Here is a 19,428-nt window from a genome sequence, read left to right on the forward strand (position 1 = left end):
CATTCCGGACATGAAGACATGGGGGAACCTCGCCGCCGCGCTGGCCGCCGCCGCGGCGGTCATGCTGCCGGCCACGGCGACATTCGCGGCGGCCGTTACGCCGACCGCGCCCGTCGTCGTCGCCCGGTACACCTTCGACAACACCGCGCCCGGCCGGACCGTCGCCGACGACTCCGGCCACGGCCACACGCTGACCGCGTTCGCCGGCCACGGCGGCAAGATCACGCTGGCCGGCCGCGGCTCCGGCCGGGCGGCCGCCTTCCCGGCCAAGTGCAAGGTCGGCAAGTCCTGCCCGCACGCGGTGCTGCAGGCCGCCGACGCCCCGGAGCTCAACCCGGGCCCGGGCCCGATCCGCTACGGCGCCTCGGTCCGCCTGGGCCGGCACGCCACCGGGTCCGGCGAGAACGTCCTGCAGAAGGGGTACTCCGCGGCGGGCGGGCAGTACAAGCTGCAGATCGACGGCACCGCCGGGCGCCCCAGCTGTGTGCTGTCGGACAACACGGTCCGCGGCATCCACCTCGCCCAGTCCGACGTCTCCGTCGCCGACGGGCGATGGCACACCCTGGAGTGCCGCCGCGCGGGCCCGGCGCTCACCCTGCTCGTCGACGGCGCGGTCCACGCCACCGTCGCGATCCCGGCCACCCTCTCGGTCGCCAACACCGTGCCGCTGAGCATCGGCGGCAAGGGCGACGGCCTCGACAACGACCAGTTCCACGGCACCCTCGACGACGTCTGGATCGCCCTCGGCTAACCCGTGCCCGGGCACAGCAGGCTGGGATCGGCCGGCAGCAGGACCCGGAAGGTGGCCCCGGTCGGGTCGGCCGGCAGCAGCTCGATGCGCCCGTCGTGCGCGGTGACGATCGCCGCCACGATGGACAGGCCGAGGCCGGCCCCGCCGGCGGCGCGCCGCTCCCGGCTCGCGTCGCTGCGGTACAGCCGCTCGAAGACGTGGGCGGCGTGCTCGGGCGGGATGCCGGGGCCGTTGTCGCTGACCTCGAGGACGGCGACCGGCCCGGCCGGCACCGGGCCGATGGCGACCGCCGGCTCGGGTCCGGGCGGCCGGGCGTAGCGGACCCGGATGGTGATCCGCGCCCGCGGCGGGGTGTGGGTGAGGGCGTTGGCGACGAGGTTCGTGGCGACCTGCCGCAGCCGGTCCTCGTCGGCCCGCACCGGGGCGGACGGCACCGCGTCGACGACGATCTCGCGGTCCGGGTGGCGCACCCGGGCGTCGCGGGCCGCGTCCTCGGCGACGGTCACGACGTCGACCGGGAGCAGCTCGATCGTGCGGTCCTCGTCCAGCGCCGACAGCAGCAGCAGGTCCTCGACCAGGGCGGTCATCCGGGTCGCCTCGTCCTCGATCCGGCGCATCGTCACGTCGAGCTCCGGCCGGGTGGTGCCGCCGCCCCGGCGGTACAGCTCGGCGAAGCCCCGGATCGAAGTCAGCGGCGTGCGCAGCTCGTGCGAGACGTCGGCGAGGAACTGCCGCAGCCGCTGCTCGGACGCCGCCCGCACGGCGAGCGCGGCGCCGATCCGCCCCAGCATCGCATTCAGCGCGCTGCCCAGCCGGCCGGGCTCGGTGTGCGGGTCGGTGTCGGCGACCCGGGCCATGATCGATCCGGCCGCGATCGCGGTGGCGGTCTCCTGCATCCGGGTCAGCGGCCGCAGCCCGACCCGCACCACCGTGGCCGCGACCGCCGCGACCAGCACGATCGCGAACAGGCTGAGGATGACGCCGGCCAGCAGCATCCGGTCGACCGTGGCGCTGACCTGGGCCGCGGACAGCGCGACCGCGACGATCTCACCGTCCGGGCCGGTCACCGCGACGACCCGCCACGGCGCGGCGTCGGCCCCGCCGTCGACGGTGTAGGGGCCGAGGCCGGCGTGGGCGCGGGCGGAGGCGAAGGAGGCCACCGGCCCGGCCGTCTCCGGGCTGGTCAGCAGCGTGTTCCAGCGCCCGGACCGGTCGTAGACGACGACGTTGATCGGCGCGCCCTGCACGTCGCCGAGCCGCTGGATCAGGGCCGACTCGCGCGGCGAGTCGGGCAGTTCGGTGAGCCAGTATGGCGCCTGGCTGATCCGGTCGAGCTGGGCGTCCAGGCGGTCGGCCAGGTAGCCGCGCAGCAGCTCGGCGCCGATCAGGTTGACCGCGAGCAACGTGCAGCCGCAGACGATGACCATGGTGACCGCGAGCCGCGCCCGCACGGTCCAGTGCGCCCACCGGCGCGGCCGGGCGCCGATCACGAGCCGTTCGGGCCCTGGCCGAGCCGCATGCAGTAGCCGGCGCCGCGGACGGTCTGGATCAGCCGCGGCCCGAGCGGATCGAGCTTCTTGCGCAGGTAGTACACGTACGTGTCGACGATCTGGCCGTCGCCGCTGAAGTCGTAGTCCCACACCCGGTCCAGGATCTGGGCCCGGCTGAGCACCCGCCCGGCGTTGAGCATCAAGAAGCGCAGCAGCTTGAACTCGGTGATCGACAGCGCGACGGCCGTGCCGCCGCGGCGCACCTCGTAGGTCTCCTCGGACAGCTCGAGATCGGCGAAGCGCAGCCCCGCGCCGGCCGGCTGGTCCGGCTTGGCGGCGGTGCGGCGCAGGATGGCCCGGATCCGCCAGACGATCTCCTCGAGGCTGAACGGCTTGGTCACGTAGTCGTCGCCGCCCGAGCTGAGCCCGGCCACCCGGTCCACCACGGCGTCGCGGGCGGTCAGGAACAGGATGGCGACGTCCTGGCCGCCGCGGCGCAGCCGGCGGGCCACCTCGAAGCCGTCCAGGTCGGGCAGCATCACGTCGAGCAGCACCACGTCGGGGCGGAACTCGGCGACGGCGGCCAGCGCCGCGCTGCCGGAGTGCTCCTCGCGCGTGGTGAAGTCGACGAGCCGCAGCGTCGAGGCGACGAGGGTACAGATGTTCGGCTCGTCGTCGACGACCAGGATGCGCGCGCTGTCCATGGCCACGACGATGCCGGGCGCAGATCAAAGTTGGATCAGAGCGACGGATTCGACGTTTGATCCAAATCTGACAAACGTGCGCCATCGTGACCTCCGTGAGCACATCGACGAGCGACATCACGCTGAGCCCGCCGGGCACCCGTCGCGTGGCGTGGCGGGGATGGGGCGACCTCTTCGGCGTCGCCGCCCTGGCCAGCAACGTGGTGGTCATCTGGCTGTGGGTGTCCAACCAGGGAATCCAGAAACTCGACGTCAACGCGCCCGCCACGCTGGTCCTGCCCACCGGCCTGCTCGCGTCCAACCTGATGCTGCTGCAGGTGCTGATGGTGGCCCGGATCCCGGTCATCGAGCGCGCCTGGGGCTTCGACGTGCTGGCGCGCCGCCACCGGATCGCCGGCTTCGTGTCCTTCTGGCTGATGGTCGCGCACGTGGTACTGACGGTCATCGTCTACGCCACGCAGGACTCGGGGTGGGACAAGCTGTGGTGGGTCGTCATCCGGCAGCCGGGCATCCTGATGGCCGTCATCGGCACCCTGCTGATCGTCGTCGCCGTCGCGCTGTCGATCCGGGCGGCCCGCCGGCGGCTGCGGTACGAGTCGTGGCACCTCATCCACCTGTACACCTACGCCGGCATGGGGCTGGCGCTGCCGCACCAGATCCTGGTCGGCCCCGACTTCCGGCAGACCGCCTGGGCGCGGGTCTACTGGTGGACGCTCTACCTCGCCGCCGCCCTCGCGGTGCTGATCTTCCGCGTCGCCCTGCCGCTGTGGCGGTCGTGGTACCACCGGCTGCGGGTGCTGGAGGTCGTCACCGAGGCCCCCGGCACAACGTCGGTGCTGGTCGGCGGGCGGCGGCTGAATGAGCTGCCGCTGCGGGCCGGCCAGTTCTGCTTCTGGCGATTCCTCGACGGCCCCGGCTGGTCCCGCGCCCACCCGTACTCGGTGTCGATGGCGCCCCGGGCCGACTTCCTGCGCGTCACCATCCAGGACGTCGGCGACGGCAGCGCCCGGGCGGCCACGCTCCAGGCCGGCACCCGGGCCTTGATCGAGGGGCCGTACGGCCGCCTCACCGCCGACCTCCGGACCAGGGACCGGCTGGTGTTCATCGCCGCGGGCACCGGCATCACCCCGATTCGCGCGCTGCTGGAGGAGCTGCCCTACGAGCCGGGAGACGCCACGCTCGTCTACCGCGTGTCCGATCCGGACGGCGCGCTGTTCGCCGCGGAGCTGGCCGAGCTGGCCGAACAGCGCGGGCTGACCCTCCACGTGCTGGCCGGGCCCCGCCGTGACGACGACTCGTGGCTGCCGCGGTCGGTGCCCGCGGACACCTCCGACGCCGAGTACCTCGCGCGGCTGGCGCCCGGCGTCGCCGACTCGGACGTCTACCTCTGCGGCCCACCGCGCTGGATGACCAGCGTCCACACCGCGGCGCTCAAGGCCGGCGTGCCCCGCGGCCGGCTGCACACCGAAGAGTTCACCTGGTAACGAAGGAGCCTCCCATGCACCGAGTCACCCTCTGGATCTTCTCCACCCTCAGCCTGGCCGTGGTCGGCGTGCTCATCGGCTATCAGGTGCACATCGGCACCAAGTACCTTCCCCCGCTGTCCCTGATCGGCGGCGACGGCGGCACCGGCGCGAAACCGTCGATGTCCCAGATCGCCGCCATCTGCAACCAGCTCCCCCGCAACCAGCCCGGCGGCCCCGGCGCTCCCGGCGGCGCCGTGCCGGGCGCTCCCGGCGGTGGCATGCCCGGCGCTCCCGGCGGTGGCATGCCCGGCGCTCCCGGCGGTGGCATGCCCGGCGGTGCCGGCGGTGGCATGCCCGACGGTGCCGGTGCGCCCGGCGGTGCCGGCGGCTGAGGCGGGCGGCCCGGGCCCAGCGCGCGCTGGGCCGGGGTCAGGCCTCGTAGCCGCTCACTCAGCGCTTTCCCTCGTGGGCGAAGCTCGGTTCCGCCGCTTCCAGTCGCGGCACCGCGACGCCCAACCGGCGTGCCTCCGCCAGGGTGTCTCGGCAGACCGCACGCGGCTCCTCGGCCCCGGGGTCGGAGTGCGCCGTAAAATTCACGCGCACCGGCGCGAAATGAGCGGTCATCCACGCGAGTGCGCGGGCCGTCAGCCAGGTGGGCGCACGCAGCGCCAGCACACCGCCCCGGTGACGTCGCAGGTCGATGCCCCGCGCCTCGACCAGCGGCAGCAGCTCGCGGCTGGTCAGCAGCGCCTCGCGCAGGTCGCCCGTCGCCCCTGCCAGCTTGGCCAGCGAACCGAGCCGCAGGCTCTGCGAGTGCAGGCCCGCGCCCGCCAACCAATGGACCCACAGCCAGCCGCGGAAGTCGGGGTGCTCCCGCGGCCGGAACCCGGCCTCGCGAAACGCCTGGCGCACGGCCCGCTCACCTTCGGTCGGGGGCCGGCCGAAGGTGCCGAAGACGACCGGCCGCAGCAGTGCCCCGCGGAGCACGCCGTCCTCGCCGAAGCCGCCGCCGGCCTGGGGAGCGCCCCAGGCGACCTGGTCGACGGGGAGTGCGCCGATCGCGGCCAGCGGCTCGGCCCAGAGGTTGCCGAAGACCAGCACCGTGGCCTTGCCGACGCGCGGTGCCAAGAAGTCCGCGGCCTCCGCGAGGCGGTAGTGCTGCACGCTGAGCACGATCAGGTCGAAGTCGTGGTCCGCCGCCAGCTCCTCGCGGTAGCGCACCGGCCACCGCTGGACGACGGGCCGCCCCCACACCCGCCGCCGCGTATCGAGCAGATCGAGGTCGATCGTTTCACCGTATGCCGCCGCGCGGCCCGGCCGGACGTAGAACTCGACGTCATGCCCGGCCCGTTCCAGGGCCCAGCCGTAGATGGTGGCGATCACGCCTCGGCCGAACATCAGGATCTTCAAGCTGCACCTCGTGGGATACAATCGATTTGGAGGTCATCTCCACTTTCCAAAATATGGAGGTAGTTTCCGTTTGTCAACGCGAGGTTTCGCATGACCGCCGCCAAGCCGCTGCGTGCCGACGCCCAGCGCAACCGCGACGCCTTACTCGCCAAGGCGCGGGAGATCTTCGACGCCGGAAGCTTCTTCGACCTGCGCTTCGATGATTTCGCCCGCCTGGCCGGTGTGGGCACCGGCACGCTGTACCGCCACTTCCCCACCCGGGAGGCGCTGGCCGAGGCGGTCTACCACGAGGAGGTCGCCACGCTGTGCGACCGCGCCCGCCAGCTCCAGGCCACGCTGCCCGCGGACGAGGCCTTGGCGACCTTCCTGCGCGGCATGGTCGACTACCTGCACGCCTACCAGGGCCTCGCCCGGACGCTGGCCACACTCATGGCCGCCGGCTCGGGTGCGCTCGCCGAGGGCAGCCGGGCGCTGGAGCAGGCGGTCACCGACCTGGTGGCCGCCGCCGTGCGGGACGGCACCGTCCGCGACGACGTGGGTGCCGGTGCCGTCATGATGGCCCTGCATGGCATCGGTGCGGCCCATGACCGCCCCGATTGGCGGGCCGAGGCCGACGGTGTCATCACCCTCGTGCTGGACGGGCTGCGCCGGCCGCGCTCAACCGCCCCTGCCTAGGGCCGTAGCGCCGCGCGCTGGGCCGGGGTCAGGCGGTCCGGGCGCGCGGCCACGGCGTAGGTCGCGGACCCGACCGGCACGAGCTCCAGCGGGTCGGCGAGGACCGGCCGCCGCTCGAGCGCGGCCAAGGCGTCGGCGACCCGCGGCCGCGGCCAGCCCAGCGCCGCGGCCAGGTCGGCCGCGGCCAGCGGTGCGGCGGCATGCACGAGCGCGGCGAGCACGGTGAGCGCGTCCTGGACCACGACGTCGGCGAGGCCGCCGCCGCCCATCCGGTCGCTGAGCCGGGCGAAGAACCGGCCCATGCTCCGCAGCCGGGCGCCGGCCGGCGAGTCGGGGCCGACGAGCTCGGCCCCGCGCAGCGCGGCGGCCGCGACCTCGGCGTGCGCGCCGGTGTCGGCGCGCCAGGCCCGCTGCCACACGTCGCCGGCCACGGCATAGCGCTCGCGGCGGCTGCCGATGCCGGGCGCGCGGACGACGAGGTCCATCGGCTCGAGGTACCCGATCGCCTTGGACACCGACGCCGGGCTGACCCGCAGCCGCTGCACCAGATCGGCGGCGGTGAGGCTCTCGGACGCGGCGGTGAGCAGGCAGGCGAAGACGCGCGCGGCCATCCGGGGCAGCCCGGTGCGGGTCAGCACGACCGCGAACGACTCCGGGAAGCCGTCTCCGGTTCTCGCCGGCCGCGCGGCGCAGGCGGGCCGGCCCCGGGGCGCGCGGCGCGCGGCGGCCCGCTGCGCGTGGTCGGCCCAGTAGCCGCCGGGTTCGCCGTTGCGCGCGACCTCGCGGCTGATCGTGGACGTCGGCCGGCCGAGCCGCCGGGCGATCTCCGCGTACCCCATCCCGTCGGACAGCCCAGCCGCGATCCGCTCCCGATCCTCACCGGTCAACCGCCTTCCGGGCATCCCTCGCTCCTACCGTTGCAACCTCGCCCAGTACCACCCAAGTCAACGTTGATGTTCGATGAAACGCAACGTAACTTCCGCCGGTGGTCGCGGTCACACGGGTCCGTCGGCGGGCCGTCCCACTCCGTTCCCAGTCGACATCCAGTGCCTCCCCGCACGCTGTCGCCGCGACCGACCGGCCGACCGGGCCGGCCTCGGCGCTCAAGTGGAACGGAGTGCGACATGCATAGGTGGAAACGGGCGGCGGCGCTGCTCGCGGCGGTGGTGACGGCCGGGGCGGGACTGGCCGTCACCGCGCCGGCCGCGTGGGCGGACGGGGGCGCGCCGTGGCCGGACGCGGACGGCGACGGCTGGACGGCCGCCGTGGACTGCGCGGACGACGACCGGGCGGTACACCCCGGTCAGGTCGAGTTCCCCGGCAACGGGTGGGACGACGACTGCGACGGCGGTTCCGCCGACGCGCCGCCCGGCAAGCTCTACGGCTGGGGGCGCAACAGCAACGGCACGGCCGGCACCGGCCACGCCGGTCCCGACGTGCGCACGCCCGCGGTGACGGTCGTGCCCGACGGTGTGGTGCGGGCCGAGCTGGGCTCCAACGCCGGCTTCGCCCTGCTCGCCGACGGCCGGCTGCTCTCCTGGGGCGGCAACAACGCCGGCGTGCTCGGGTCCGGCACCTTCGACGGCCCCTACCGGGAGACCCCGGCGCCGGTCGTGGGGCTGGACGGCACCGGCGAGCTCTCCGACGTCCGCCGGATCGCGGCGCACGACTTCGCCGCGGCCGCGGTGCGCGCCGACGGGACGGTCGTGACCTGGGGGTTCAACGCCAACGGCCAGCTCGGCGACGGCACCAGCGGTGCCCCGCGCAACCGGCCCGGGCTGGTGCTGACCGCGCCGGGCACCCCGCTGACCGGGGTCCGCGACGTCGAGGCGGCCTACGGGGCGGCCTACGCCCTGATGGCGGACGGCACCGTGACGGCCTGGGGAGCCGTGCGCTGCCTCGGCGCGCCCTCGGCCCCGCGGCCCTTCGCGGCGCCCATCGCGGGGCTGGACAACATCCGCCAGATCGCGGGCTCCGGCTCGGTGATGCTCTTCCTGCGCAAGGACGGCACCGTGCTGTCCTGTGGCAGCTCCAGTGCGGAGCTCGGCCGGGAGTACCACACGAACGGCCCGACCTCCGAGCACCGGCCCAATCCCGTGACCGGCCTCGGGTCCGGCGGCGCGGTGGTGGACATCGCCGGCTCGGGCTCCACGGCGGCCGCGCTGCAGGAGGACGGCTCGGTGTACATGTGGGGCCGCAACCTCAACGGCGAGCTCACCCCGATCGTGCCGCCCGGGTCCAGCACCAGGGTGCCGATGCCGGTCCCGCTGCCCGCCGGCGCGCCGGTGATCGGGCTGGACCACGACAGCTCGGCCAACGTCCTGCTGACCCGGGCGGACGGATCGATGCTGGCCTGGGGCGCCAACGCCAACGGCAGCGCCGGGACCGGCACCGCGGGCGGGGTCGCCGCGCCGACGCCGATCGAGGTGCCCGGCCGGGTGGTCCGGCAGGCGGTGACCTCGAGCGTCAACGGGCTCGCGCTGACGCTGCCCGTCGCCGGGTAGCGCCGCCGGGCGGGCCGGGGTCACGTCCGCTGGTGTGGTGGATGTCGCCGGCGCCCGATCGTGCCGATGGTCAGGCGACCGTCGCAGGCCGGGCGTCGGCGGGCCGCAAGCGGCCGTCGGCGCCGGCCCCCGGGCAGCGCAGCGCGACGGGTCGGTACGGACATCGCACCCGGCGGGCGCGACGTCCGATCCGCCCGGCCAGGGGCGGCTGAAAGTCTCCGTGATCATGATGCTCGCGGTGACCGCACCACGGGTTTGCCATGATCCCGGAGACTTCCGGTACACGGGAGTACATCACCACTCCGTGATCATGAAAAGCCGTTGGTGTCGATGCCGGTTGTGCATGATCACGGAGACTTCCGGTCGCTGCGCTGTGCTTCGCGACGTGCAGCGCCCGAGATGTGGGACGTGAGCGCCGATCACACCCGCCCCAGAGTGTTGAGACCTGCGGGCAGAGCACCACGTGGTCACCGGCGGGCATCGCGTCCAGCGGCGCCGGTTCCCGCGCGGCGCGGGTGGAGCCGGGCGCGAGTGGAGCCGCAGCGCGAGTGGAGCCGGCGCGGGAGACAGCTCAGAACCCGGCCCGCCCGCGCAGGCCGGTGAGCCACTCGATCACCACGGGCAGGTCCCAGGCGGTGGCGAGTGCGGTGGCGTCGTCCGCGTGCCGGCGGGCGGCGTCGCGCTCGCCGTTCGCCGCCGCGGCGAGCGCGAGGTAGGCGTCGACGGGGCCGATCGCGCCGGCCGAACCGACCACCGCCGGGCGGCCGGCATACGGGGCGAGCGACTGGTACACCTCGGCCGCGAGCGGCGCCGCCCCCAGCACGAAGGCGGCATGCGCGGCGAGCGCCAGATCGAACGTCAGGCCCCAGGCGGTGCCCGCCCGCCAGAACGGGCCGGCCTCGACGACCGACCGCACCCCGTCCCGGTCGCCGGAGCGCAGCAACGCCAGCAGATACAGCGGACGGGCCGGTCCCGGCGCCGTCTCGTACATGGCCCGCAGCGGCGGCAGCAGCTCCGCCGCCCGGCCCTGCCAGATGCGGACGAAGACGAGCGAGGCCAGCACGAAGATCTCGCGCTGGGGCAGGCCGGAGAGCGCGGTCAGCTCCTCCGCCTCGGCGATCAGCTCGTCGACCCGGCCGGCATCGCCCCGCATCGCGCGCCACGGCATCTCGATGCTGTTGAGGACGAGCAGCGCGAACGGCATCCGCAGGCGCTCGGCGCCCGCGCGGGCTTCCGCGAGGTCGTGCCACAGCCGCCCGGTCGAGCCCGATTCGTGGCTGGTGACGGCCCGCCGGGTCAGCAGCATCGTGCGGGCGGCCTGCTCGGCCCGGCGGTCGTCGGGCACCGGGTCGCGCAGGCCGGCCCGCTCGAGCGCGTCGTCGATCGTGCGCGCCCGGTCGGCCACGTTGTCCGCCGACCAGATCGCCACGCCGGCCGTGGCGGCCGCCCACGCCAGCAGCGCGGGGTCGCCGATCCGCCGAGCCATCGCGAGCCCCTCCCCGGCCAGCGCCTCACGCTCCGGCCGGGCGTCGGCGAAGTGCAGCTCGCCGGCCAGCGTGAGCAGCGCCCGGCACCGCAGGTCGCCGTCGCCGGCCGGCAGCCCGCGCAGCACCCGCCGCAGCGCCGACACGGCCGGCGCGTGCACGACGAAGACGTCCCGGATCGTCCACACCGAGCCTTCCGCCGCGCCGACGCAGGCGCGCGCCAGCCGCGTCACGTCGCCGAGGGCGTCCGCGGCCCGGCCGGCCCGGTCCAGCGCGGCCAGCTGCCGCTCCCGGTCGCCGGCCCAGCGGCACGCGTCCGCCCACGCCATCGACAGGTCGTAGCGCTCGGCCGGTGCACACTCCCGGTCCCGGTCCTGCGCCGCCACCGCCGCCGTGAGCAGCGCCGCGGCCTCCTCGTAGCCGTGCATGCGCCGGGCCTGCCCGGCCGCGCGGGCCGCGCTGTGCCAGGCGGTCGCCGCGTGGCGGGGTCCGGCCGCCAGCCAGTGCCGGGCGCTCTCGGCGAGCCGCGAGTCCTCCCCCAGCGCCGCGGCGACCATCGCGTGCCGGCGGGCCCGGCGGGTGGCCGGCTGCTGCCGGTAGACCACGTCGCGGACGAGCGCGTGCGCGAAGCGGAACGACTCGGCCGCGGGCCCCTCGACCACGATCCCGGCGGCGAGCGCGGGGTCGAGATCGTCGAGCAGGCGGTCCGGGTCGGCCTGGGCGGCGGCGGCCAGCAGCCCCAGCTCCTGCCGCCGGCCGATCACCGCGGCGGTCCGCAGGACCTCCTGGGTGCGCTCGGGCAGGCGGGCGACCCGGCGGGCCACGACGTCGGTCACCGCGGCCGGCACGGCCTCGGCCGGGTCGGCGGACAGCCGCAGCAGCTCCACCAGGAAGAAGGGGTTGCCCTCGGTGCGCTCGCGCAGCGCGCCGACCCGCGCCGGCGCCGGCCGCTCGCCGGTCACGAGGGTCGCCAGGCCGGCCACGCCGTCCTCGTCGAGCCCGGCGAGGTCGAGGCGCAGCGCGTGGCGGCGGCCGAACGCCGCGCCGGCCTCGGCCAGCAGGCCCGCCGGCTCGGGATGCCGGCGCCGCGTCACGACGACGAGCACCCGGGCCGGGCCGAGGTGTTCGGCGAGGTGGTACAGCAGCCGCAGCGACGACGGGTCCGCCCAGTGCAGATCCTCCAGCGTGACCAGCAGCGGCCGCCGGGCGGACGCCGTGGCCAGCAGCCGGGCGACGGCGTCGCTGATGCGGAATCGTTCCGCCTCGACGGCGGGCGTCCCGGGAGCGCCCGCGGCGGCCCCGCCCGGCGCCGGCCCGGCGAGCCCGGCCGCTTCGTCGGGGACGTCGACGCCCAGCGCCGCGGTCAGGTCTCGCAGCACGGCCGCCCAAGGCCAGAACGGCGGAGTACCCTCATCCTGCGAACAACGGCCGCCGAGCACGGCGAATCCCCGCTCGGCCGCGCGGCGACCCAGCTCGGCCACGAGCCGGGACTTGCCCACGCCGGGCTCGCCCACCACCGCGGCGAAGCGCGCCTGCCCCCGCTCGGCCGGCGCGAGCAGACCGGTGAGCGCGGTCAGCTCGGCGTCGCGGCCGACGATCGGCCAGGTGGAGGGATCGGCCGAAACCGGCGGCGGCGGCGCGACCGGAGCCGTCGCGGACAACGCCGGGTCCTGGCGCAGGATCCCGACCTCCAGGGCCCGCACCGCGGCGCCGGGCTCCACGCCCAGCTCGTCGGCCAGCTGCCGGCGGATGCCCCGCAGCGCCTCCAGCGCGGCGGCCTGCCGTCCGGCGCGCGCCAGCGCCAGGGCCCACAGCGCCCACAGCCGCTCCCGCAACGGGTGCTGCCGGGCCAGCGCCTCCAGGTCGGCCGCCACGGTGGCGCACTCGCCGAGCTCCAGCCGGACGAGGGCGAGGTCCTCCCGGGCGACCAGCCGCAGCTCCGCCAGCCGGGCCCGCTCGGCGAGCGCGGCGTCGGCCTCGTCCAGGTCGGCGTACGGGGTGCCGCGCCACCAGCCGAGCGCCTCGTCGAGCCGCGCCGCGAGCTCGGCCAGATCCGCGCGGGTCAGCCCGGCCGGCGCGGCCGGGATGTGCCACTCGTCGCCGCCGGCCAGGCGGCGGTGCGCCGCCCCGACGGCCGCGGCGAACCGCGCGGCGTCCACGTCGTCGTCGGCGAGCCGCAGGGCGTATCCCGGTGCCGCCGTCACCAGCACCGACGCCGGCCTCCGCACGGCCCGCTGCGGCTCGAGCGCCCGGCGCAGCCCGGCGATGTAGCCGTGCAGCGAGTTCGCCACCGCGGGCGGCGGCTCGCCGGCCCAGACCAGGTCGATCAGCGCGTCGACCGACGCTGCCCGGGGCCGGTGCAGGACCAGCGCGGCCAGCAGTGCACGCTGCTTGCGGGGGCCCGGATCGACCGCGCGGACGCCGTCGAGCACCTCTATCGGACCCAGCACGCCCACCCGCACGCGCAGAGAGTACTCGCCCGGCTACCGTGATGGCCGTGCGCGAAGCGTCAGAGTCGTCTATCCGTCCGGGCCCGGGACGCGAGCTGATCCATCCGCCCAAGGCCCGCCCGGGCGACCGCATCGCGGTGCTCTCGCCGTCGTTCGCGGCGGCCGGCGCCTTTCCCGCGGTGCACGAGCAGGCCATGCGCCGGCTCACCGAGGTGACCGGCCTGATCCTGGTCGAGTATCCGACGACGCGGCGGGTCGGTGCGTCGCCGCGGGACCGGGCCGCCGACATCAACGCCGCGTTCGCCGACCCGGACATCCGCGGGGTGCTCGCCGTCATCGGCGGCGAGGACCAGATCACCGTCGTGCCGCACCTCGACGCCGGGCTCGCCCGCCGCGACCCGAAGCCGTTCCTGGGCACCAGCGACAACACCAACCTGCACCAGTGGCTGTGGGGCCCGGTAGCGGTCAGCACCGCAACGGAGTGACGGACGTTACAATCGGCCGCGCGCGGAAGAAGTCATGACCGTCGGGGCTTGTCCCCATCGTGGCCGAGACTCTGACGACGACCCCGCCCGACGCCGATCTCTCCCCCGGCGAGCTGCTGCCCGCCGGCCGCCGGTTCCGGCTCGTGCTCCTGCTCGGCTTCCTGACCGCGCTGGGGCCGCTCACCATCGACATGTATCTCCCGTCGCTGCCGACGATCACCACCGACCTGCACGCCTCCGCCGCGGCCGTCCAGCTGACCCTGACCGGCACCCTGCTCGGCCTCGCGCTCGGCCAGCTCGTGGTGGGCCCGCTCTCCGACGCGATGGGCCGGCGCCTGCCGCTGCTGGCCGGCATCGGCGTGCACGTGGTGGCCTCGGTGCTGTGCGTGTTCGCGCCCAACCTGGCAATGCTCGGCACGCTGCGGGTGCTGCAGGGCCTCGGCGCGGCGGCCGCCTCGGTGGTGGCCATGGCCGTCGTGCGGGACCTGTTCAGCGGCCTCGCCGCGGCCCGGCTGCTCTCCCGGCTGATGCTCGTGGTCGGCGTCGCCCCGATCCTCGCCCCGACCATCGGCGGGCTGGTGCTGCGCCTGGCCCAGTGGCGCGGCGTGTTCGTGGTGCTCGCGGTGGCCGGCCTGCTCATCATGGTGTCCACCGCGCTGGCGCTGCCCGAGACGCTGCCCGTGCAGCGCCGCCGCGGCGGCGGGGTGGCCGGCACCGCCCGCGACTACGTGCGGCTGTTCACCGACCGGGTCTACGTGGGGCTGATCGTCGTCACGGGCCTGGCGATGGTCGCGCTGATCGCCTACGTGAGCGGTTCGAGCTTCGTGTTCCAGGAGGGGTACGGCATGAGCCAGCAGCAGTTCGCGCTGGTCTTCGCCGGCGGCGCGGTCGGGCTGATCGGCGCCACCCAGCTCAACGTGCGGCTGCTGCGCCAGTGGACGCCGCAGCAGATCCTCACCGGCGCGCTGACGGCCGGGGTCGCCGCCGGCGGGGTCCTGCTGGTGCTCGCCGCGACCCACGTCGGCGGCCTGGCTGGCGTGCTGATCCCGCTGTGGGCGGTGCTCGCCATGGTCGGTCTCGCCATGCCCAACGCCCCGGCCATCGCCCTCTCCCGCCACGGCGAGGCGGCCGGCACCGCCGCGGCGCTGCTCGGCGCGGTGCAGTTCGGGCTCGGCGCGCTCGCCGCGCCGCTGGTCGGCCTGATCGGTGTCGGCGCGGTGGCGATGGCGGTCGTGGTCTTCGGCGGCATGGTCGCCGCCGGCCTGGCGCTGTGGCTGGTGGTCCGCCCGTGGCGCCTACCGGCCGAGACCGCCGAGCCGGCGGTCGCGATCGCGCACTGATCCACTACCGACGGTAATTTGTCCTGTCGGACTTCCGACAGGATGTATCTCCGGGGCCTCCTTCGGCGTCTCCATCGCCGATCGCAGCCATAAGGAGAGCCGAATGCAGCCCCAGCAGCTCCGGCATCGCATCACGCGGACGATCGGCCTCCTGCCGGTCGCGACCCTCACCGACTCGCGGCTCCTGCGGGACCTGGTCGGGCAGATCAACGAGTACAACACCATGCAACGGACACTGCCGCCGGGCCTGGTCGCCACGGAAGACCGGCTGGCGGCGATGACCGCGACGCTGCGCCGCATCGACGCGATCGCCGGCGCCCGGGTCGCCACGGCGGCGGGCGCCGATGCCGGCGTGCTCGGCAACCTGCTGCTGGAGGTGGCCGAGCAGCTGGAGGTCGTCGCGGACCTCGGCGTGCTGCGCCGGCTGCCCTCCGCCGTCCCCGCCGCCGAGCTGCACGTCTGCTGGGCCGGCGGGGAGATCCGCCCGGCCACCCTCGACAACGTGCTGGCCTGGGCGGCGACGGCCCGCGCCGCCGGCTGGGCGGTCACCGTCTGGACCGGCCCCCGGCACAACGCGTGGCCCGAGCGGACCGTCCGGCGGCTCGAGGAGGCCGGCGTGCGGCTGGCCTCCGTCGACCGGGCGGTGATCGACCCGCGGCTGTGGGCCGCGTACGAGGCGGTGACGACCGCGGAGAAGCCCGACTTCCCGGCCGCGTCCGACCTGACCCGGTACAGCATCCTGGCCACCCACGGCGGCGTCTCGGTCGACGCCGGCCTGCCCCCGATCCGCCCGGAAGCCCTGGATGGCCTGCGGGTGCCCCTGCCGCTGCCGCTGACCGGCGTCGTGCACGACCACACCTGCGTCGTCTCCCCGGCCGGCTCCCCCGCGCTCAGCGCCGTCATCGACGGCCTCGCCGAGCTCACCGCGTTCGGCGACCCGGCCCAGCTCAAGCCATTCCTGATCGGCTACGTGGCGGAGGCGGCCGGCATCGACCCGGACCGGGCCGCCGACGTGGTCGCCCTCGCGCTGAGCGCTCCCCTGCCGCTGGGCCAGCCCGCCCCGGCCCCCATCGGCTCGTAGCCCCGATCACCGAACACGCTGACCGGCACCGCCGCCGCGGGCGGGGCGGGAGCCGTCAGCGGTCCGGGGCCGACGGGACGACCAGGCCGGACTCGTAGGCGACGACCACGGCCTGGGCGCGGCTGCTCAGGCCGAGCTTGCCCATGAGCCGCTTGACGTGGGTCTTGACCGTCGCCTCGCTGAGCACCAGGCGGCCGGCGATCTCGGTGTTGGTCAGGCCGGTGCCGACCAGGCGCAGCACCTCGGTCTCCCGCCCGGTCAGGTCGTTCAGGCGCGCGCCGCCGGCGGCGGCCCGGTGCTTGTCGGCGTAGGCGGCGATGAGCCGGTGCGTGATCCGCGGCGCGATGAGGATGTCGCCGGCCGCGATCGTGTGCAGGGCCGCGATGATCCGCTGCGGCGGGGTGTCCTTGAGCAGGAAGCCGGAGGCGCCGGCGGCGAGCGCCGTGTAGACGTACTCGTCGAGATCGAACGTGGTCAGCACGACGACGTGCGGCCGGTGCTCGGCCCCGTCGGCGAGGATCCGGCGGGTGGCGGCGATGCCGTCCAGCACCGGCATCCGGATGTCCATCAGCACGATGTCCGGGCGGGTTCGCGCGGTCAGCGCCACGGCCTCGGCGCCGTCGCCGGCCTCCCCGGCGATCTCGATGCCCGGCGCGGCCTGGCCCAGCGCGACGAGCCCGGCCCGGATCAGCGGCTGGTCGTCGGCGACGAGAACGCGGATGGTCACGCGGACTCCGTCACCGGCAGGCGCAGTTGCACGGTGAAGCCGCCCGCCCGCGCGGGCTCGGCGGTCAGCACGCCGCCGTAGAGCTCGGCGCGCTCGCGCATGCCCCGGATACCGTGCGACGGGCGGGACGCGTGCTGTGCCCGGGCCGGGCGCGCGCCGTCGTCGCTGATCCGCACGGTGAGCGCGCGGTGGCCGTAGTCGAGCTCGACCCGGGCCGTCGCGGGGCCGGCGTGCTTGAGCACGTTGGTCAGCGACTCCTGCACGACCCGGTAGACGCACAGGTCCGGCCCCGGCGGCAGCGGATACGCCCGGCCGGTCACCGCGACCTCGACCGGCAGTCCGGCGCTGCGGGTACGGTGCACGAGCTCCTCCAGCTGGGCCAGTCCCGGCTGCGGACGGTACTCCTCGCCGCCGCCCGCGTCCGGCTCGGTGCCCGGCTCGATCCGCAGCACGTCGAGCAGCCGGCGCATGTCCAGCAGCGCGTCCCGGCTGGCCGCGCCGACGGTCGCGATCGCCGTGCGGGCCGTCGGCGGGTCGCTGTCCAGCACGTACTCCGCGAGCCCGGCCTGCAGCGAGATGACCGACATGTGGTGGGAGACGATGTCGTGCAGTTCCCGGGCGATGCGCACCCGCTCGTTCGCCGCCGCGTGGGCCGCCTGCGCGGCGAGCCGTTCGGCCCGCAGCGACCAGCCCTTCGTGCTCTCGCCGAGGGCCCAGGCGCCGCCGACGAGCAGCGCCCCCTGCGCCGCCTGCGGCCAGGTGGCCGGGTTGTCGGCCGAGGTGAGGTACACCACGAGGACCGCCACGGACACCGCCGCCACGAACGTCACCGCCGCGACGGCGCGCCGGCGCTGCGTGGCCACGGTGAACATCCCGACGAGCATGCCCACGCCGCCGTCGGGGAACTGGCCGGTCCACAGCACGGCGAACCCGGTCGCCGCGGCCAGCATCACCGCCATGGTCAGCACCGGCGCCTGCTGGCGCAGCGCGATCGGCGCGACGGTCAGCGCGGCGAGCGCGCCCTCGGCCCACGAGACGGCACCGTCGTGCTGCTGCACGCGGGTGAGCACGGTCAGCCCGCTGAGCACGACGGCGAGGAGCACGTCCACCAGGGCCGAGCGCAGGAGGATCCGCACCCCATCGACGGTAGTGGCGCCTCCCCTTACGGGGCGACCGCCGAACGAGGTATCCGTCGATACCCCAGGAGTGGTACCCGAGGTTGCCGCCGCCGGGTGACGACGTTCGTCGATGCGATCCATAGCGTGGCCGGTATGACGAAACGACGCATCACAGCGGCGGCGCTGACCGCGCTGGTCCTCGGGGCCGGGGTCGCGGCCGGAACCGGCACCGCCGAGGCGGGCGAGCGCCCCCGCACCGACCTCCGGTCGATCCTGCAGCGCGACGCCGACGCGCTGCTGCCCTACGGCGCCCCCGGGGTCCTCGTCGGCCTCGACACGGCGCGCGGCGACCTTTCGGTGCGCAGCGGCTACGGCGACGTGGCCGCGCGGACCCCGGTACCGTGGAACGCCAAGTTCCGCGTCGGCAGCTACACCAAGACGTTCGTCTCGGCGACGCTGCTGCAGCTGGTCGGCGAGGGCCGGCTGTCGCTCGACGACCGCGTGGAGCGGTGGCTGCCGGGCGTCGTGCGCGGCAACGGCAACGACGGCCGCGCCATCACCGTGCGCCAGCTGCTGCAGCACACCAGCGGCCTGCCGGACTACGTGCAGGGCATGCCGTGGCTGTTCAACCAGGCGGACTTCGAGGCGAACCGCTACCGGACGGTCACCGCCGATGAAGCGGTACGGCTGGCGATGGCCTTCCCGCCGAACTTCCCGCCCGGCACCAGCTGGTCCTACTCGAACACCAACTACGCGCTCGCCGGGATGATCATTGAACGGGTCACCGGGCACACCTGGCAGCAGGAGGTACGGGCCCGGATCATCCGCCCGCTCGGACTGCACGACACATACACGCCGGACACCTCGCCGGTGATTCCCCCGCCGCACGCCGTCGGCTACGAGCGCTTTCCCGGCCCCGGCGCGACGCCGGAGGATCCGCAGTACGGCGAGCCGATCGACGCGACCGAACTGAACCCGTCGTGGGGCGGCGCGGCCGGCGCGATCATCAGCACCCCCGACGACGGCAACCGCTTCCTGCGGGCGCTGCTGTCCGGCCGCGTGCTCAAGCCGGCCCAGCTGGCCGAGATGCGGCGGACGGTGCCGACCAACCCCGAGTTCCAGCAGAACTGGCCCGGCGCCCGCTACGGTCTGGGCCTGATGTGGATCCCGAACTCGTGCGGCGGCTCCTGGTCCCACGGCGGCGACATCCACGGCTTCCGCACCCGCAACGGCGCCACCCCGGACGGCTCCCGCAGCGTGATGGTGACCATCAACAGCGACTCGCTGAAGCCTGCTCCGGGCGTCCCGGCCCCCACGAAGGACATCACGATCGACCTCATCGACCACGCCCTCTGCGCCAAGTAGTCACGCCGGCGCGCGCCGCGAAAAGAGGCGTGTCATGTAAAAGATGACTACTCCGGTCCGAGATCGATGGCCATCGTTAGGAGCACGACGACCATCCCAACGGACCAGCGCAAAGGAGTGTTCAGATTTCTCGACGACCAGGACGAGGAAGAACGGCACGCACACTGCTCAGGCTCTGCGTCGCCGCCGCGATCGGCCTCGTGCCCGTCGTGGCGGTGGGGACCGCGGCAAGCGCGTCGGGCTCGGCCTGCGGAGGCCGCATCTACGTCGGAAACGCCACCGAGCAGGCGACGCTGTGTATGAACGTCAGCGGACAGGGCCTATGTCAACTGCGCATCCGTCAAGGGCGGCTACATCATGTCCGTGAACGGCAACGTG

General features: G+C 74.9%; 15 protein-coding genes and 1 pseudogene. 9 read left to right on the forward strand and 7 right to left on the reverse strand.

What is annotated here, in order from left to right:
* Positions 1 to 10 precede the first annotated feature (10 nt).
* A complete protein-coding gene (locus ACQPXD_RS38500; protein ID WP_432826925.1) occupies positions 11 to 751 on the forward strand; it encodes a LamG-like jellyroll fold domain-containing protein in 741 nt (246 codons plus the stop codon).
* Here ACQPXD_RS38500 and ACQPXD_RS38505 read toward each other — a convergent pair.
* Both ACQPXD_RS38505 and ACQPXD_RS38510 read right to left on the reverse strand, forming a co-directional pair.
* Positions 748 to 2,241 (reverse strand): ATP-binding protein, encoded by a 1,494-nt coding sequence (locus ACQPXD_RS38505; protein WP_432826927.1) that lies wholly within the window; start codon positions 2,239 to 2,241, stop codon positions 748 to 750. The two genes, ACQPXD_RS38500 and ACQPXD_RS38505, sit on opposite strands and share 4 nt — an antisense overlap.
* Positions 2,238 to 2,945: a response regulator transcription factor gene (locus ACQPXD_RS38510; RefSeq protein WP_432826929.1), complete on the reverse strand. Its 708-nt coding sequence runs from the start codon at positions 2,943 to 2,945 to the stop codon at positions 2,238 to 2,240. The genes ACQPXD_RS38505 and ACQPXD_RS38510 overlap by 4 nt, the downstream gene beginning before the upstream one ends.
* A 95-nt stretch (positions 2,946 to 3,040) precedes the next feature.
* Here ACQPXD_RS38510 and ACQPXD_RS38515 point away from each other — a divergent pair, with 95 nt between their 5' ends.
* Together ACQPXD_RS38515 and ACQPXD_RS38520 are read left to right on the forward strand one after the other, a co-directional pair.
* Positions 3,041 to 4,429, forward strand: a complete 1,389-nt coding sequence (locus ACQPXD_RS38515) for a ferredoxin reductase family protein (RefSeq protein ID WP_432826932.1) — start codon at positions 3,041 to 3,043, stop codon at positions 4,427 to 4,429.
* Between the two features lie 14 nt (positions 4,430 to 4,443).
* On the forward strand, positions 4,444 to 4,803 hold the full coding sequence (locus ACQPXD_RS38520) for a hypothetical protein (RefSeq protein ID WP_432826934.1): 360 nt from the start codon (positions 4,444 to 4,446) through the stop codon (positions 4,801 to 4,803).
* Between the two features lie 58 nt (positions 4,804 to 4,861).
* Here the strand turns inward: ACQPXD_RS38520 and ACQPXD_RS38525 are convergent, their stop codons facing one another.
* On the reverse strand, positions 4,862 to 5,821 hold the full coding sequence (locus ACQPXD_RS38525; RefSeq protein WP_432826936.1) for a ketopantoate reductase family protein: 960 nt from the start codon (positions 5,819 to 5,821) through the stop codon (positions 4,862 to 4,864).
* A 90-nt stretch (positions 5,822 to 5,911) separates the two neighbouring features.
* On the opposite strand from ACQPXD_RS38525, the gene ACQPXD_RS38530 reads away from it, so the two are divergent.
* Positions 5,912 to 6,496, forward strand: coding sequence for a TetR/AcrR family transcriptional regulator (locus tag ACQPXD_RS38530; protein ID WP_432826938.1), 585 nt, complete (start codon positions 5,912 to 5,914; stop codon positions 6,494 to 6,496).
* On the opposite strand, the gene ACQPXD_RS38535 is transcribed toward ACQPXD_RS38530, so the two are convergent.
* Positions 6,493 to 7,383 carry a helix-turn-helix domain-containing protein gene (locus tag ACQPXD_RS38535; RefSeq protein WP_432826940.1) on the reverse strand — a complete coding sequence of 297 codons (891 nt, stop codon included), beginning with the start codon at positions 7,381 to 7,383 and terminating at the stop codon, positions 6,493 to 6,495. The two genes, ACQPXD_RS38530 and ACQPXD_RS38535, sit on opposite strands and share 4 nt — an antisense overlap.
* Before the next feature lie 237 nt (positions 7,384 to 7,620).
* Between ACQPXD_RS38535 and ACQPXD_RS38540 the strand changes: the two genes are divergently transcribed.
* The gene (locus ACQPXD_RS38540) at positions 7,621 to 9,000 is read left to right on the forward strand and encodes a MopE-related protein (protein ID WP_432826942.1); all 1,380 of its coding nucleotides are present in this window, start codon (positions 7,621 to 7,623) and stop codon (positions 8,998 to 9,000) included.
* Between the two features lie 571 nt (positions 9,001 to 9,571).
* On the opposite strand, the gene ACQPXD_RS38545 is transcribed toward ACQPXD_RS38540, so the two are convergent.
* Entirely contained in the window at positions 9,572 to 12,946 is a 3,375-nt protein-coding gene (locus tag ACQPXD_RS38545; RefSeq protein WP_432826944.1) for an ATP-binding protein, read from the reverse strand.
* Between the two features lie 29 nt (positions 12,947 to 12,975).
* Here ACQPXD_RS38545 and ACQPXD_RS38550 point away from each other — a divergent pair.
* The 3 genes and pseudogenes from ACQPXD_RS38550 to ACQPXD_RS38560 form a co-directional block, all read left to right on the forward strand.
* A pseudogene (locus ACQPXD_RS38550) lies at positions 12,976 to 13,389 on the forward strand (LD-carboxypeptidase); the annotation flags it as partial.
* Between the two features lie 89 nt (positions 13,390 to 13,478).
* The gene (locus ACQPXD_RS38555; RefSeq protein WP_432826946.1) at positions 13,479 to 14,759 is read left to right on the forward strand and encodes a multidrug effflux MFS transporter; all 1,281 of its coding nucleotides are present in this window, start codon (positions 13,479 to 13,481) and stop codon (positions 14,757 to 14,759) included.
* Between the two features lie 103 nt (positions 14,760 to 14,862).
* Positions 14,863 to 15,840 (forward strand): hypothetical protein, encoded by a 978-nt coding sequence (locus tag ACQPXD_RS38560; RefSeq protein WP_432826948.1) that lies wholly within the window; start codon positions 14,863 to 14,865, stop codon positions 15,838 to 15,840.
* A gap of 55 nt (positions 15,841 to 15,895) precedes the next feature.
* Here ACQPXD_RS38560 and ACQPXD_RS38565 read toward each other — a convergent pair whose 3' ends face one another.
* Both ACQPXD_RS38565 and ACQPXD_RS38570 read right to left on the reverse strand, forming a co-directional pair.
* Positions 15,896 to 16,567: a response regulator gene (locus tag ACQPXD_RS38565; RefSeq protein WP_432826950.1), complete on the reverse strand. Its 672-nt coding sequence runs from the start codon at positions 16,565 to 16,567 to the stop codon at positions 15,896 to 15,898.
* Positions 16,564 to 17,703, reverse strand: coding sequence for a sensor histidine kinase (locus ACQPXD_RS38570; protein WP_432826952.1), 1,140 nt, complete (start codon positions 17,701 to 17,703; stop codon positions 16,564 to 16,566). The genes ACQPXD_RS38565 and ACQPXD_RS38570 overlap by 4 nt, the downstream gene beginning before the upstream one ends.
* A gap of 135 nt (positions 17,704 to 17,838) precedes the next feature.
* Here ACQPXD_RS38570 and ACQPXD_RS38575 point away from each other — a divergent pair, with 135 nt between their 5' ends.
* A complete protein-coding gene (locus ACQPXD_RS38575) occupies positions 17,839 to 19,050 on the forward strand; it encodes a serine hydrolase domain-containing protein (protein WP_432826954.1) in 1,212 nt (403 codons plus the stop codon).
* Positions 19,051 to 19,428 lie beyond the last annotated feature (378 nt).

It is taken from the genome of Dactylosporangium sp. CA-092794 (genome assembly GCF_050948465.1).
In the GTDB taxonomy this organism is placed as follows: Bacteria; Actinomycetota; Actinomycetes; order Mycobacteriales; family Micromonosporaceae; genus Dactylosporangium.